14 protein-coding genes are annotated in these 14888 nt (G+C 71.8%); 4 read left to right on the top strand and 10 right to left on the bottom strand.

Translation table 11 applies throughout. The features are described 5' to 3' along the window. Window positions 1-19: 19 nt before the first annotated feature. Together B0I32_RS02655 and B0I32_RS02650 are read right to left on the bottom strand one after the other, a co-directional pair. Window positions 20-424, bottom strand: a complete 405-nt coding sequence (locus B0I32_RS02655) for an HIT family protein (protein ID WP_106234561.1) — start codon at window positions 422-424, stop codon at window positions 20-22. Continuing rightward, window positions 421-1203, bottom strand: coding sequence for a DUF1838 family protein (locus B0I32_RS02650; protein ID WP_106234559.1), 783 nt, complete (start codon window positions 1201-1203; stop codon window positions 421-423). The genes B0I32_RS02655 and B0I32_RS02650 overlap by 4 nt, the downstream gene beginning before the upstream one ends. A gap of 52 nt (window positions 1204-1255) precedes the next feature. Here B0I32_RS02650 and B0I32_RS02645 point away from each other — a divergent pair, with 52 nt between their 5' ends. Continuing rightward, complete coding sequence (locus B0I32_RS02645; RefSeq protein WP_106234558.1) at window positions 1256-2767, top strand: MFS transporter; 1512 nt, start codon at window positions 1256-1258, stop codon at window positions 2765-2767. Window positions 2768-2771: 4 nt separating this feature from the next. Then, window positions 2772-3347: a TetR/AcrR family transcriptional regulator gene (locus B0I32_RS02640; RefSeq protein ID WP_106234556.1), complete on the top strand. Its 576-nt coding sequence runs from the start codon at window positions 2772-2774 to the stop codon at window positions 3345-3347. Window positions 3348-3491: 144 nt separating this feature from the next. Here the strand turns inward: B0I32_RS02640 and B0I32_RS02635 are convergent, their stop codons facing one another. The 6 genes from B0I32_RS02635 to B0I32_RS02615 all read right to left on the bottom strand — a co-directional run bounded on the left by B0I32_RS02635 (window position 3492) and on the right by B0I32_RS02615 (window position 7073). Continuing rightward, window positions 3492-3932, bottom strand: coding sequence for a protease inhibitor I42 family protein (locus B0I32_RS02635; protein ID WP_106234554.1), 441 nt, complete (start codon window positions 3930-3932; stop codon window positions 3492-3494). After that, window positions 3932-4975: a YihY/virulence factor BrkB family protein gene (locus B0I32_RS02630; protein WP_106234553.1), complete on the bottom strand. Its 1044-nt coding sequence runs from the start codon at window positions 4973-4975 to the stop codon at window positions 3932-3934. Before B0I32_RS02630 ends, B0I32_RS02635 begins: the two co-directional genes overlap by 1 nt. A gap of 6 nt (window positions 4976-4981) precedes the next feature. Further along, window positions 4982-5647, bottom strand: a complete 666-nt coding sequence (locus tag B0I32_RS58720) for a DUF3618 domain-containing protein (RefSeq protein WP_219911608.1) — start codon at window positions 5645-5647, stop codon at window positions 4982-4984. Further along, complete coding sequence (locus B0I32_RS02620; protein ID WP_106234551.1) at window positions 5644-6024, bottom strand: phage holin family protein; 381 nt, start codon at window positions 6022-6024, stop codon at window positions 5644-5646. The genes B0I32_RS58720 and B0I32_RS02620 overlap by 4 nt, the downstream gene beginning before the upstream one ends. 64 nt (window positions 6025-6088) lie before the next feature. Further along, complete coding sequence (locus B0I32_RS57415; protein WP_181306909.1) at window positions 6089-6253, bottom strand: hypothetical protein; 165 nt, start codon at window positions 6251-6253, stop codon at window positions 6089-6091. Between the two features lie 67 nt (window positions 6254-6320). Beyond that, window positions 6321-7073 carry a class I SAM-dependent methyltransferase gene (locus B0I32_RS02615; protein ID WP_106234549.1) on the bottom strand — a complete coding sequence of 251 codons (753 nt, stop codon included), beginning with the start codon at window positions 7071-7073 and terminating at the stop codon, window positions 6321-6323. 78 nt (window positions 7074-7151) lie between these two features. On the opposite strand from B0I32_RS02615, the gene B0I32_RS02610 reads away from it, so the two are divergent. Next, window positions 7152-10268, top strand: a complete 3117-nt coding sequence (locus tag B0I32_RS02610) for a DEAD/DEAH box helicase (protein WP_106234548.1) — start codon at window positions 7152-7154, stop codon at window positions 10266-10268. Continuing rightward, window positions 10268-11038 (top strand): SWIM zinc finger family protein, encoded by a 771-nt coding sequence (locus tag B0I32_RS02605; RefSeq protein ID WP_106234546.1) that lies wholly within the window; start codon window positions 10268-10270, stop codon window positions 11036-11038. The genes B0I32_RS02610 and B0I32_RS02605 overlap by 1 nt, the downstream gene beginning before the upstream one ends. Before the next feature lie 18 nt (window positions 11039-11056). Here the strand turns inward: B0I32_RS02605 and B0I32_RS02600 are convergent, their stop codons facing one another. Together B0I32_RS02600 and B0I32_RS02595 are read right to left on the bottom strand one after the other, a co-directional pair. Continuing rightward, the gene (locus B0I32_RS02600; RefSeq protein ID WP_106234544.1) at window positions 11057-11995 is read right to left on the bottom strand and encodes a diacylglycerol/lipid kinase family protein; all 939 of its coding nucleotides are present in this window, start codon (window positions 11993-11995) and stop codon (window positions 11057-11059) included. Between the two features lie 46 nt (window positions 11996-12041). Then, window positions 12042-14744 (bottom strand): immune inhibitor A domain-containing protein, encoded by a 2703-nt coding sequence (locus tag B0I32_RS02595; RefSeq protein WP_245955510.1) that lies wholly within the window; start codon window positions 14742-14744, stop codon window positions 12042-12044. Window positions 14745-14888 lie beyond the last annotated feature (144 nt).

Genomic DNA, 14888 nt, shown 5'->3' with positions numbered 1-14888 from the left:
GGGTGGCGGGCCCGGCGGCTCAGAGTGCCGCGCGGACGCGGGCGGCGAAGGACTCGGCCTCCTCGGCGGAGTCGTACTTGGTGCGCGGCCAGAAGAAGCCGCGCAGCCCGTCCTTCTTCTGCCGGGGCACCACGTGCACGTGCAGGTGGGCCACGCTCTGGCTGACCCGGTTGTTCATCGCGACGAACGTGCCGCCGGCCTCCAGGCCCTCCTCCACGGCCCGGGCCATGGCCTGGACCCGCTCGAAGAACGGGCCCACCTCGCCGAGGTCGGTGAGCGTCTCGACGTGCACGCGCGGCACGACCAGCACGTGACCCTTGAAGACCGGCCGGACGTCGAGGAAGGAGACGGCGACCTCGTCGGAGCTCACCACGTGGGCGGGCCGCTCGCCGGCGATGATCTCGCAGAACAGGTCGTCGCTCACCGACCCACCTCACGGGTGGTGCCGTCGCCGAACCCGGTGAGGTCGTCGCTGAAGGCGGTGGGGGCGTCGCCGGTGCCGGTGGGGGCGTCCCTGAAGGCGGTCCAGCTCGTCACGTTGGGCGCCGACCAGCGTGCTGGCGCGTGCAGGAAGTGCTCGCCGACCCGCTCGCGCAGCCGCTCGGGCACCTCGGCCACCTTGGCGCCCCTGCAGTGGTAGACGAGCCCGCCGCCGCGCTGCGCCATCGCCATCCACGGCAGCCACGGCGAGACCCGGCACCAGGAGAACACGCACGGGACGTCCGGCACGCCGGACTCCAGGTCGGCGGCCGAGACGAAGAACTGGAACAGCTCCAGCGCCCGGTACGTGTCACTGGCCGAGCTGTCCGGATAGTCGGCGACCTTGAGCGGCGAGGGATAGGCCAGCCGCACGTCCACGTTGTAGACGACCTGGCCGCCGAGCCGCGTCTCAGGCACCGGGTAGGCGCCGAGCCGCTGGTTGACCGGGTCGTTGAAGACGTGACGCACCTCGACCGCGCGGCCGGTGAACGGGTTGTCCCAGGTGCCGAGCACCTGCCTGCTCGCCGGATCGAGGTAGAGCGCGGCCTCCCTGGTCAGGAGCTGCCAGCCGGTGCCGGTCTCGACCGCCCTCGCCACGTTGAGCCCCTCGAACCCGAACAGGTGGTGCGGCCCGTCGTCGTCCTGGACGCCGTAGACGTCACCGGTCCAGTACGAGATCACCTCCGCGCCGTCGGACGAGGCGCGGACCCGGATGAAGTCCATGATCTGCAGACTAGCCGACCGCTTAGCGACACCCCGTTGCTATGTTTGAGACATGGTGTCGCAAACAGGGCGGAGCCAGCGGCAGAGCTGGCTCCCCCTCTTCGTCCTGGGCGTCGGCATGTCGATGATCGTCATCGACGCGACGATCGTGAACGTGGCCGTGCCGGCCATCATGGATGACCTCAAGCTCTCGGCCACGGACGTCGAATGGGTCAACTCGATCTACTCGCTGACGTTCGCCGCCCTGCTCATCCCGCTCGGCCGGATGGGCGACGTGCGCGGCAGGCGCAGGACGTTCGCGCTCGGGCTGGCGGTCTTCCTGGTGGCGAGCCTGCTGGCCGCGGCGGCGGGCAACGCCGCGCTGCTGATCGGCGCGCGCGTGCTCCAGGGCGCGGGCGCGTCCATGGTGGTGCCGATGACGCTCGCCGTCGTCAACGCCACCTACACCGGCAGGCGCAGGACCATCGCGTTCGCCGTCTGGGGCTCCATCATCGGCGGCATGGCGGCGCTCGGGCCGCTGCTCGGCGGCTGGGTGGTGACGGACATCGGCTGGCGCTGGGCGTTCTGGGTGAACCTGCCAATCGGCCTGCTGGTCCTGCTCGGCACGCTCAAGGTGCCCGAGTCGCGCGACCCGGCGGCCGCCGGGTCCGACGTGCCCGGCGTGCTGCTGTCGGTGACCGGCACGTCGGCGCTGGTGTTCGGGCTGATCGAGGGCCAGCGGTACGGCTTCTTCGGCTGGACGCCGATCCCGTTCGCGTTCGCGCTGGCCGTGCTCGCGCTGACGGCCCTCGTCCTGGTCGAGCGTTCCAGGGCACGGGAGGGCCGGCCGGTCGTCCTTGACCTGTCCCTGTTCAGCATTCCCTCCTTCCGGTACGGCGGCGCCGCCGCGATGATCGTCTCGCTCGGCGAGTTCGGCCTGATCCTCGTGCTGCCGCTGTTCCTGCAGTCGGCCATCGGGTTCACCGCGTTCACGACCGGCCTGATCATCGCCTCGCTCGCAGGCGGCACGTTCCTGGCCGGCGGCCTGGTGCCCAGGCTGCCGGCGACGCCGCGGGTCATCGTCAGGATCGGGCTCGCCATCGAGGCCACCGCGGCCGTCGCGATCGGCCTGTCCGTCTCGCCCTCGCTCGGCCCGTGGACGCTGGTGCCCTGGCTGGTCCTGTACGGGATCGGCATCGGCTTCGCCTCCGCCCAGTTGCCGAACGTGATGCTGGCCGGCGTACCCGCCAGGCGGTCCGGCGCCGCCTCCGGCCTGCAGAGCACGATCCGCCAGCTCGGCGCGGCCGTCGGCATCGCCCTGCTCGGCACCGTGCTGGTCACCGGCCTCGAATCGGCCATGGCCGGCCGGCTGTCGGACCAGCCGCAACTGGCCAGGGCCTTACGCGAGAGCGCCGGGGCGGCCGTCGCCTCCATCAGGGACCCCGCGCGGCACGCCGCGGCCGTCGCGGCCGCCGCCGAGGCCACCCGGCGGGTCACCGTCGTCACGGGGCTCGTGCTGTTCCTCGGGGTCGGGGCGACGCTGCTGCTGCCCGATACTGGAGGCAGGCGACCCGAGGAGGAGTGAGGCGGTGCCGAGGATCAGCGCGGCCACGGTGGCCGACCACCGTGCCGGCCGGCACGCGGCCCTGCTGGCGGCCGCGCTGGAGATCCTGGTCGCCGAGGGCCCGGCCGGGCTGACCCCGGCCGCCGTCGGGGCGCGCGTGGGGCTGGCCCGCTCCAGCGTCTACCGCTACTTCTCCTCCACCGCCGACATCCTGGCCCAGCTCGTCGAGGACGCCGTCCCGCGCTGGCGGGCCCGCCTGGCGGGCGTCACGTCGGGGCCCGGCGACCTGCGCGGGCGGGTGCGCGAGTTCGGGGCGGTGACTCTGTCGTTCGTGTCCAGCCCCGACTACGCGGTGCTGCGCGCGGTGGTCTCGGCCGAGCTGCCGCCCGGCTGCCGGGTCCGGCTCGACGAGCTGCACGAGACGATGATCACCCCGCTCCGCGACGTGCTGGCCGAGGCCGGCCACGAACATCCCGACCTGGTCGCGCACCTGGGGTGGAGCATCCTGGGCGAGGGACGGCGGCGGCTCGCGGCGGGCGCCGATCCCGAGATGGTCAGGGAGACGACGCTCGACGTGCTCTGCCGCGCGATGGCGGTCTGAGACCTGCCGTCACGGGTCTGTCGTCACGGGTCTGTCGTCACGGGTCTGTCGTCACGGGTCTGTCGTCACGGGTCTGTCGTCACGGGTCTGTCATCAGGGGGCCTGCCGTCACGATCCGGGTCGCTCGTCGCGCGTCTGGGGGGCTCATTCCGCCACGGTGACGGCGAAGATCGCCTCGCCCGACTGCTGTCTGCTGTCCTCCGTGGATGGCGTCCTTCCCTGGCCGCACCGCCAGCAGTCGAACAAGCGCACCTCGGTCGTGCCCGGCCGCTTGCCGTTGAAGACGAAGTAGCTGGTGCCGCCCGAGCCCGGCGCGTCGCCCTCGCTCTCACGCTCCTTGCTGATGAACGAGGCCACCTTCGCGTCCGGCACCTCCGCCAGCTCCCAGCTGTCGCCCACCGACGGGTTGTCGGGGACGGCCAGCGAGAACCGCTGCCCCGGGCGCACCCGTACCTGCACGGTCGCGCCCTTCGAGCCCTTGATCACCTTGCCGTAGTCGCTCACCGCGGACCCGGCGCCACACGCCGTCAGCGGCGCCACCAGGGCCATCAGCAGGGCCGGCAGGACGGCGGCCGTTGCACGCATCACCCGGGCAGGTTATCGGCCTTCGGCGGATCGCGCGGCACCGCGTACGGCTCGCGCTCCACGGGCTGCCCCGCGGCGACCCGCCGCGCCCTGACCAGTTCGGCGTCCAGCTCGGCGCCGAGCAGCAGCGCCATGTTCGACAGCCACAGCCAGATCAGGAACACCACGACCGCCGCCAGCGCCCCGTACGTGCGGTCGTAGGAGGAGAAGCGGGCGACGTACAGGGCGAAACCGCCGGAGACGACCAGCCAGAGCACCACCGCGAGCAGGCCGCCCGGCGTGATCCAGCGCATGCCCGGCTGGCGCACGTTGGGCGCCGCCCAGTACAGCACCATGATCAGCCCGGCGGCGGCGAGCGCGAGCACCGGCCACTTGAGCACGTTCCAGACGGTCACGATGGCGTCGTCCAGCCCCAGCGCCTCGCCCGCGACGGCGGCCAGCTCGCCGGTCAGCGTCACCGCGACGGCGCCGACCGTGAGCAGCACGGTGGTCAGCACCGTCAGGCCCAGCCGCAACGGGGTGATCTTCCAGAACGGCCGGCCCTCCCTGATGTCGTAGATCGCGTTGGCCGCCCTGATGAAGGCCGCCACGTAGCTGGAGGCCGACCAGAGGGCGACCAGCAGCCCGATCACCGCGACGGCGCTGGCCGCGCCCGCGCTCCCCTCGACCGCACGCACGCCGCCGACGATCAGCTCGCGCACCTCGGCCGGCGCCACCGCCACCAGGCTGCCCACCACGGCCTGCGCGTCCTGCCGGCCCAGCAGGCGGAACAGCGACACCAGCACGATCAGCGCGGGGAAGATCGACAGGACGGCGTAGTAGGTGAGCCCGGCCGCGAGGTCCTGGACCCGGTCGTTGCCGAACTCGGCGACCGTGCGCCGCAGCACGGCCCACCACGCCCTGCGCGGTAACTCGCCCGGCCGCTCGGGAACGTTCCCGGAGCTGCTCCGGGAGTCGTTCCCCGAGCCGGCCGGGGAGTCGTTCAGAGGGTCGGACCCGGAGTCGTTCCGGGGGCCCTTCCCGGGGTTCGTGTCGGGGGACATCGGCGGTTACTTGGCGCGCCGGCGCCTCATCATGCGCCGCGCCACGAACGCGACCACCACGCCCGCCAGCGCGACCAGCATCACGGGCCGCTTCCTCGCCTCGGCCGCCACGTCCTTGACCTGGTCGGGCGTGCCCGCCTTGACCTTCTCCGCCACGTCCGCGGCCCTGTCCCTGACCACGTCGGCCGCGCCGGCGGCCCGGTCCCTGGCCAGCTCCGCGGCGTGTCCCGCCTTGTCCTTGGCCAGCTCGGCCGCGTGTCCCGCCTTGTCCTTGGCCAGCTCGGCGGCGTGCCCCGCCCGGCCCTTCACGTCCGTCTTGGCCGCCAGCGCGCTGACGGTCTCGCCCAGCTCCTGCCGGGTCTTCTCGATATCTCTGCGCACGTCGTCCTCATCCTCCTGGTCGTCGTCCTCCCCGCGGGCCCCGCCCATGGACTCCTCTTCGGTCCGATGGCTCCCGGCGGCCTCGGACCGTTCGTCCGGGATGGGGGTTTCGGGAATGAACGTCTCGTGTTCCTGCCGGGCCACCTCGGCCCGGTGCGCGTTCTCCGCCGCGCCCGGTCTGGTCGGGGGTACGTTGATCGACTCGTGCTCGGTCGGCGTGCCCACGGTCGCTCTGCGGGCGCCGACGTTGCCGGCGTGCTGCTCGCTGTATCCGGGGTCCGTCTCGCTCATCGCCGTGCCCTCTCCTTGACCATGTCGATGTCGGCCTTGACGCTCGCGATGGTCTCTCGGGGGACCGGCGGCTTGGCCTGCTTGACCTCGTTCTTGCCGAAGAGCCCGAGGAGGGCGGCGACGATGAACAGCACCACCGCCACGATGGCGGCGGCCGCCCAGCCGGGCAGCACGAGTGCGAGGAGCATGACGACGGCGGCCACGAGGGTCGCACCGCCGAAGAACGCGGCCACACCGGCCGCGCCGAACAGGCCCGCGCCGAATCCGGCGCGCTTGCCCTTCTCCGCCAGCTCCAGTTTGGCCAGGCGGAGCTCGTCCTTAACGAGCCGGGAGACCTGCTCGGAAAGGTCGTTGACCAGTTTGTGGGTGTCGTTCACGTCGATCGCCTCCTCCGCTGAGGAAGGCGACTACCCAGACGACCGGCCTTATATCACGGGCCGTTCAGCGCTTGGCGGCCCTGATCAGGAACTTGAGGACGGACGTGACGGGGTCCTTCTCGGTCCCGCACCAGTTGTCGGGCTGCTTCGGCCTGCTCCACGGGGACGGGAGCTCGCACGAGGGAGCCTGCGGCTTCGGCCGCTCACACCACGATCCCGGAGTGTTCATACCTCTATGGTACGACTTCGCGGGCCGCCGAGCCGGGCTTCACCGCCGTCCGCTCCGCCTGTCTCGCTCACCCGCTCCTGACCTGGCAGATCAGATGGGTCAGGGCCGCCACCCGGCGGTAGGGGTCGGTCCTGCCCGCCCGTTCCTCGGCCGCCAGCAGGTCGTAGAGGTCCCCGGGCACGGGCTCGTCCTTCGGCACGGCGTCGCTGAACACGCGCACGCCGTACCACCGCCGGACCTCCAGCCCCTGGGCCGCCAGCCGCCCCGTCAGCTCGTCGAGCCGGTCGGCCCTGGCGTCCACGCCGAGCCTGTTGCGATAGCCCGTGCCCTCGAACGCCCGCAGCGCCCCCGTCCAGTCGCGCGTCAGGCCCGGCCGCATGGCCAGGGCGTCGCCGTTGCGCACCAGCAGCGACAGCAGGCCGCCGGGGGCGAGCTGGCGGGCCATGGCCGCGATGAGGGGGTCTGGGTCGTCGAAGTACATCAGCACGCCGTGGCAGAGCACCGCGTCGAAGCCGCCCGGCTCGAACAGCTCGCCCAGCCGCTCGGCCTCGGCGTGCACGGTCCTGACCCGCATGCCCGGCTGGATCCCGGCCTCCAGCAGGCCGAGCAGCTCGCGCGAGGCGTCGAGCGCGGTGACGTGGTGGCCTCTGGCGGCCATCCTGAGCGCCTGCGTGCCCTGGCCGGAGCCGACGTCGAGGATCCGGCAGGGGGTCGCGGGAAGGTGCCCGGCGAGCTGCCGGGTGACGAGCTCCTGGCGGACGACGTCCCGCAGCGTGCCCAGTCCCTCGCGCCACCTGTCCTCGGCCCCCGAGAATCTCATAGCCGGATCCTACGGGAAACGATCTCCGCGCCTTCGTGGCGGTCCCCGATCTTCCGCCGCCGGCGGTAGCCTGCCCGGGTGCTGGTACACGGGGTTTGGACGAGGGACGGCCTCGCCTTCTGGGCGGAGACCACCGACCCCCAACCCGGTGCCGCCGACCCCGGCGGCCCCCCGGCCCCGCGGGGCCGGGGCGGCGGAGGCGGCCTCGACTCCGATCGCGCGGTCTCGTCGCGGGGAGCCGGTGCGGTGCGGCCGCATCCCTTCGCGGTGCCCTCCGCGGATGTCGCCGCCGTGCTCGGTCTGGGCGACGCCGGAGCCCGGACGCTGGAGCTGCTGCTGCCAGGGTCGGCCAAGGAGCCGCTGCCGTCGCCGGAGACCGGCCGGCTGGCGGAGGTGTCCCGGCCGAGGCTGCGGCTGTGGCGGGTGCCCGCCGTGGTCCCCGCCGTCCCCGGCGCGCTCGACGCGCTGGCCGGCCACACCGGCACCGCGACGATGCGCCACTGGGCCGCCGTCGCCGCCTTCGCCCGCGACCTGGTACGCCGGGGCCGCGTCCTCCCCCGCCTGATCCGCCCCGGCCAGGCGCGGCCCGCCCCGGCTGCCCACGGCGGCGAGCGCCCGGCGACCGGCAGCACGAAGGCCGGAAACACGAAGGCCGGAAGCACAGCGGCCGAGAGCACAGCGGCCGGGAGCGATGCCGACGGCATGAGCATGTGGGCCGTCGCGCCGGACGACGCCAGGGCCGGATGGCGGCCGGTGCTCACCGGGGCCGACGCCGCGTACTTCCGCGAGCTGGCCCTGGCCATGCCGCCGGCCTGCCGTACCGCCGGCACGGAACGCCCCTCCGCCGAGGTGCTCGAACAGGCCCTGGAGGCGTTCACCGATGCCGTGGCGCGCACGACGCTGACGGCCCCGCTGATCTCCAGAAAGCCGAGGACCACCCGGGAACGCTGGCTGGCCGCCCTCTCCGGCGACGCCCCCGCCTGCCCCGACGACCCCGAGCTGCACGGGGAGCTGGAACGCTGGCACGACTCGGTGGTGGCCGCCGAGGGCGCGACGCGCGTGTGCTTCCGGCTGCTGGAGCCGGCCGACACCGACGACTGGCGGGTCGAGCTGGCGTTGCAGGCCACCGACGACCCCAGCCTGTACGTCCCGGCCGCCGCGCTCTGGGACGGCGTAACGGGACTGCCCGGCAGGCCGGAACGCGACCTGCTGACCGGACTGGGCCGCGCGGTCAGGCTCTACCCCGAGCTCGACCGCGCCCTGCGCGTCCCCGAGCCGAGCGCGCTCGACCTGGACACGGCGGGCGCGTTCGGCTTCCTGCGCACGGCCGCGCCGCTGCTCCAGGCGGCCGGGTTCGGGGTGCAGCTGCCGCGCTGGGCCGGCCGCACCCGGCTGGGGCTGAAGCTGACCACCAGGACCAAGACGCAGTCGGCCGCCGCCGGCCAGGGCTTCGGCATGGCGGAGCTGCTGGACTTCCGCGTCGACCTGGCGGTGGGCGAGGAGACGATCAGCGAGGAGGAGCTGGCCGAGCTGGCCAGGCTCAAGGTGCCGCTGGTCAGGGTGCGCGGCCAGTGGGTGGAGCTGGACGACAGGCAGCTCAAGGCGGCGTTGCGGGCCGTCGAGGGCGGCCGTACGGGCGAGGCGAGCGCCGCCGACCTGCTGCGCGAGATCGTCCAGAACGACGACGAGCCGCCGCTGCTGGCGGTGGACGCCGACGGCGCGCTCGGCGACCTGCTGTCCGGGCAGGCCGAGCGGCGGCTGACCCCGCTGGCCACGCCGCCGGGCCTGGACGCCACGCTGCGGCCGTACCAGGAGCGGGGGCTGGCCTGGCTGAGCTTCCTGTCCGGGCTGGGCCTCGGCGGGGTGCTCGCCGACGACATGGGGCTGGGCAAGACGATCACCACGCTGGCGCTGCTCGTGCACGAAGGACCCGGCGCGCCGACGCTGCTGGTGTGCCCGATGTCGCTGGTGGGCAACTGGCAGCGGGAGGCGGCCAGGTTCGCGCCGGGCCTGCGGGTGTACGTGCACCACGGCAGCGGCAGGGACGCGGCCGAGATCGACGGCGCCGACCTGGTGATCACCACGTACGGCACCGCCCAGCGCGACCTGGAGACGCTCAAGGGGCACACCTGGCGCAGGGTCGTGTGCGACGAGGCCCAGGCGATCAAGAACAGCGGCACGCTGCAGGCCAGGGCGGTGCGCTCGATCCCCACGGGGACCAGGCTCGCGCTGACGGGCACCCCGGTGGAGAACCACCTGGCCGAGCTCTGGTCGATCATGGAGTTCGCCAACCCGGGGCTGCTGGGGCCGCGCTCGCGGTTCAGGACCCGGTTCCAGGAGCCGATCGAGGCCCGCCAGGACGAGCAGGCGGCCAGGGCGCTGCGGCAGGCGACGGGCCCGTTCATCCTGCGCCGCCTCAAGACCGACAAGTCCATCATCTCCGACCTGCCGGAGAAGCTGGAGGTCAAGGAGTGGTGCCCGCTCACCACGGAGCAGGCCACGCTCTACCAGGCCGTCGTGGACGACATGCTGGCCAAGATCGGCGACAGCGAGGGCATCGAGCGGCGCGGCCTGGTGCTGTCGGCCATGGCCCGGCTCAAGCAGGTCTGCAACCATCCCGCCCACCTGCTCAAGGACGGTTCTGTGCTGGCGGGCAGGTCGGGCAAGCTGGCCCGGCTGGAGCAGCTGGCCGAGGAGATCCTGGCGGAGGGCGAGAAGGCGCTGCTGTTCACCCAGTACGCGGAGTTCGGCACGATGCTCCAGCCCTACCTCGCCCAGCGGCTGGAGCGGCCGGTCCTGTGGCTGCACGGCGGCCTGCCGAAGAAGACCCGCGACCGCCTGGTGGACCGGTTCCAGAACGACGACGAGCCGACGCTGTTCGTGCTCTCGCTCAAGGCGGCCGGCGTCGGGCTCAACCTGACGGCCGCCAGCCACGTCATCCACGTCGACCGCTGGTGGAACCCGGCCGTCGAGGACCAGGCGACCGACCGCGCGTTCCGGATCGGCCAGCGCAAGAACGTGCAGGTACGCAAGCTCATCTGCGCCGGCACCCTGGAAGAGCGGGTGGACGAGATGATCGAGCGGAAGAAGGCCCTGGCCGAGCGGGTGGTCGGCACCGGCGAGGAGTGGCTGACCGACCTGTCGACCGAGGAGCTGCGCGAGGTGTTCGCGCTGACCGCCGAAGGGGTGAGCTGATGTCCGGCTGGTACGACGGCGGCGGCCCGATCAAGGTCGAGAACGGGCTCAAGGCCCGCACCCGGCGTGGCAGCATCGGCTCCACCTGGTGGTCGCGCCGGTTCATCGACATCCTGGAGCGCATCTGCGACAAGGGCCGCCTGTCGCGCGGCCGCGCCTACGCCCGGCAGGGCCAGGTGCTGTCGATCGACCTGTCCGCCGGCGAGGTCAGGGCCGCCGTGCAGGGGTCGCGGCGCACGCCGTACGAGGTCGTGGTGCGGATCGAGGCGTACGACGAGCGGCGCTGGACGGCGGTGGAGGAGTCGATCGCGGCGCAGGCCGTCTACCGGGCCAAGCTGCTGGCGGGCGAGATGCCGCCGGAGATCGAGGAGCTGTTCGCCGCGATGGGGCTCGACCTGTTCCCGCGCGACCTCGACATGGACTGCTCGTGCCCCGACTGGGGGTTTCCCTGCAAGCACCTGTCGGCGGTGCTCTACCTGCTGGCCGAGTCGTTCGACGACGATCCGTTCCTGGTGCTGGCCTGGCGCGGCCGGACGCGCGAGCAACTGCTCGGCTCACTGGCCGACGAGCCGGCGGCCGACGTGCTCTCGGTGCCGGACGTGCCGTTCGCCGACCGCCTGGCCGACTTCTACGCTCCCGGGGCCACGGCGCACCGCCCGGAGCGGCGGACCGCGACGGCCGCCCCCGACCTGCTGCTGCGTGTCTTCCCGCCGCCCGGCGACCTGGCGCGCCCGCTCACGAAGGCCTACCAGGGCTTCGCCGACGCCTGAAGCAGGTTCCCGGGGGGCTCAGCGGTCGTCGAAGGCGGCGGGCACCATGACGCGCACCCCGTTCGGCACCACGCGCAGCCTGATCGGCGTGCGCAGCCGCACCTCGCCGTCCACGTCGGCGGCCATCGGCGGATCGGTCTCCAGCAGCATCTCCCGCCCCGTCACGAACGGCCCGCCCGCGAGGCTGCGCCAGCGGCCGGTGGTCGCCCGCAGCAGCGTCTCGCCGAGCAGGCGCAGCTTCTTGCCCGAGCCGAGCTGGTAGGCGACCAGCATGCCGTTGTCGATGCTGATGTCTCTCGCCACCTGCCAGCCGCCGTGGAAGCGGCCGTTGGCGATGTTGAGCTGGTGGGTGAGCAGTTCGTGGCGCTGGCCCTCGACCGTGATGTAGGCGCGGAACGGCGTGTGGCCCGGCAGGATCGTCAGCGCCGTGAGCGGGTAGGCGGGGCGGCCCACGATGCGCTTGAGCCACGGCTTGACCTTGCCCGCCACCTCGACGGAGACGCCGAAACTGGCCAGGTTGGCGAACGGCCGGTCGTCGGCCATGCCGAGGTCGATGTCGGCCACCTTGCCCTCGGCGAACACCTTGATCGCGCCGGCCAGGTCGAGCGGCAGGCCGAGGCTGCGGGCGAAGTTGTTGGTGGTGCCGAGCGGCAGCACGCCGAGGGCGACGTCGCGGTGGGCGACGTGGCGCACGGCGGAGGAAAGGGTGCCGTCGCCACCGCCGACGATGAGCAGGTCGGGGTCGGTGGCGAGGGCGGTGTCGAGCAGGTCACGCAGGCGCTTGGGGTTGTAGACCGACAGCTCGGCCAGCGGCTCGAACCCGAGGTTGTGGATCTGCTCGATCACCTCGAAGTAGTGGCGGCGCCCGCGCCGCGAGCGAGTGTTCACCACCACCGCCACCCGGCGATCGCGCTGGATCGCCTGGGTGTGCTCGTCTTTGGTGCGCAATTCGCTCATGGTCATCAATGTTAGGGCCGCCGGGATGGCCCGGCGGCCCCTTGATTCACTTCTTCGGCGGGACCACGTGGACGATCGCGCCGAGGTTGCCCGGCAGCGGGCTCACCAGCTTGAACTGCACGCCCAGCGCCTTGCCCTCGTCACCGGGATTGCCGGTGCCGAGCGTCGAGCCGGCGGCCACCTGGCCGTACAGCTCCGTGGCGGGGGTGCCGTCCTGGTGCACCACGCGGGTGGAGTAGCGCTGGTCGCCCTTGGAGGGCACGACCACCGAGGCGTCGACGTCCCGGTAGTACAGGCCGGTGCCGATCTGCTCGATGCCCGGGTACCAGGTCTTGGCGTCGGTGAAGGTGGACACGCCCTTCTGCGCGGGGAAGTCCGTGCAGTAGGCGCTGTACGGCTCGTCCGCCGCCTCCAGGCACTCCTTGAACGGGTACGTCTTGCCGAACCCGAACGCGGCGTTGGAGGTCTGGACGCGACCCTGCAGGTTCTTGTTGAGCGACGGGTCCTTCGTGGCCGCGGCGCCGGTGCGGCGGAGCGGCTCGAAGTGGGAGTCGACGACCAGCAGGCTGCCCTTGGGGCCGATGCTCGGCGACTGGGTGACGGTCGATCCGATGTTGTTGTTGATGAACGTCGAGTCGCGGTACCACACCAGCAGGCCAGGGGCGTTGTACTTCACCTTCTGCACCTTCCACGCCCCGTCACGGAGGTAGTCGGTGTCGTAGGTGTACTGCAGGCCCTTGTCGAAGCCGTCGAAGTTGCGCCACTCAGCGAGGTAGAAGCGGGAGATCTCGCGCTCGCCGTTGTTGCGGGTCCAGCCGGAGCCGCTGGTGTTGGTGAACGTGCCGCCGACGGGCTTCCAGCCGGTGTCGCTCTCGACGTCGTCACTCCACACGGAGGTGGCGCCGTTGGTGAGCTCGAAGTCGTCGGCGTGCCAGCCGCGCTCCTGGAAGGCGGCGTCGGAGTTGAACGTCAGCCGCAGCTTGACGTCCTGCCCGGCGAACGGCGTCAGGTTGACGTAGTCGTGCCGCCAGCCGCCGCTGTCACCGGTGAGGCCGTACTTCTTGTCGCCGAACGTCTTGAGGTTCTTGTTCGGGTCCGGGTAGTCGTCGGCCGTGCTGACCTCGTTGCCGGCCTCGTCGAAGACCTTCTGCTGGGTCCACGTCTCACCGCCGTCGGTGGAGACCTCGACGAAGCCGAAGTCCCAGTCCTGCTCGATGACGTAGTTGTTCCACATCCAGAACTTCACGTCGGTGCCGGCGGGCACGGGCACGTCACGGGTCAGGGTGAGGTTCGCCCAGTCCTGGTCGAGGCCGCTCCACCAGGCGTTGGAGCCGCTGTGCACGTCGATCATCTTCAGCGGCGTGGAGGCCAGGTTGACCCGGACGCCGTCCTGGGTGAGCTTGGGCGTGCGCGAGGACTGGCCGACGGTGACGAGCTTGGCTTTGTCGCCCGGGTTGAACGTCTTCGGGTTGGCCCAGCCGAGCACCCACTTGTCCCACAGGCCCATGTGCGTCGGCATCGACTGGAAGATCGGGCCGGAGTGGGAGCCGCTGGACATGAGGTCCCAGAAGTCCACCGCGGAACTGGCCGCGCCGGAGGTGTCGTACAGGTCGGGCAGGCCGAGGTCGTGGCCGTACTCGTGGGCGAAGACCCCGACGCCGGAGTCCTCGGGCTGCACGATGTAGTTCGAGATCTTCTTGTCGGTGCCGGGGATCTTGTAGCCGCCCGCGACCGCGCTGGAGTGCGCCCAGATCGCGTACGTGCCCTCGGCGCCGCCGTCGGAGGACTTGTCCTTGCCGGCGTGCACCAGCACCAGGTGGTCGATGACGCCGTCGGGCTCGTTGAAGTCGCCGTCGCCGTCGGCGTCGGAGATGTCCTCGACGTCGTAGTCGGCCCACGGGAAGTCGGGCTGCGCGGCGGCCAGGGCCTCGACCGTGTCGATCGGCAGCTGCTGGGCGCCGAGCGGGTTGTCCGGGTGGCCGGACATGTCCTGCGGCGCGCCGCCGCAGGCCGCGGCGCCGTAGTACGCCTCGGAGTGGGGCACCTTGATCCAGCCGACCGCGGAGCCGGTGACGGAGTAGGCCCCCTTCGACATCTCCTCGTACATGTTCTTCATGGTCTGGCCGGAGATGTCGATGCCGCGCCTGCCGTCGCGCGGGTCCTTCAGGTCCGGGCGCACGCGCTCGGTGATGCCCTTGTCCGTGTAGAGCATCTTGTTGAAGTGCGCGGTGCTGAAGTCCTTGACCCAGAAGGAGTTGTTGTCCTTGTGCGGCAGCGTCGCCGGGTCGGGGATGTTGTTGTGCAGCGGGCCGTTGAGCAGCGTGCCGGCCGGCTCGACGGCGCAGTCGTTCGGCGCGCTGTTGACCGTGCGCAGCCGGTTGAAGCCGGAGAAGTCGTCGTTGGCCTGATCGTTGAACTCGACGAGCACGGTGAGGAGCTTGGCCGTGCGGGTCTGCTTGGAGTTCTTGAAGATCCATTCAGCGGGGTTGCGGCCGGACTTGACGGCCTGTCGCTCACGGGCGGCGAGAATGCGACCGGCGGCCGGGTTTCCGCTGCTGAACTTGCGGTCGAACTTCTGCGCCGGAGTGAGGGAACGGGCCCGCTGATCGACGACCGCGGGGTCCTTGACGTCCTTCTCCACCTGCGGAGGGGCGTAATTGATGTAGAAGTCCGAGGCCGTGGGCTCGTAGGCCGCGACGGAGCTCGCCTGCGCGGCGGGCACGGACAGCGCGGCGGCGAGAAGGGCCACCGCGGGAAGTGTTGCTAACAGGCGCTTTGTGCTGGGCACCAGGAACCCTCTCTGCCCGGGATCGCCGGGCGCATGGCCATAGGGTGTGCAATGCCGGACGTTAGAGGGTGGGTCAACCAGTCGTAAAGTACGTTGTTGAAACGT

The sequence above is a fragment of the Nonomuraea fuscirosea genome (assembly GCF_003001935.1).
Lineage (GTDB): Bacteria > Actinomycetota > Actinomycetes > Streptosporangiales > Streptosporangiaceae > Nonomuraea > Nonomuraea fuscirosea.
The sequence above is the reverse complement of the archived record's forward strand: the minus strand, read 5'-3'. Positions and strand labels throughout refer to the sequence as shown.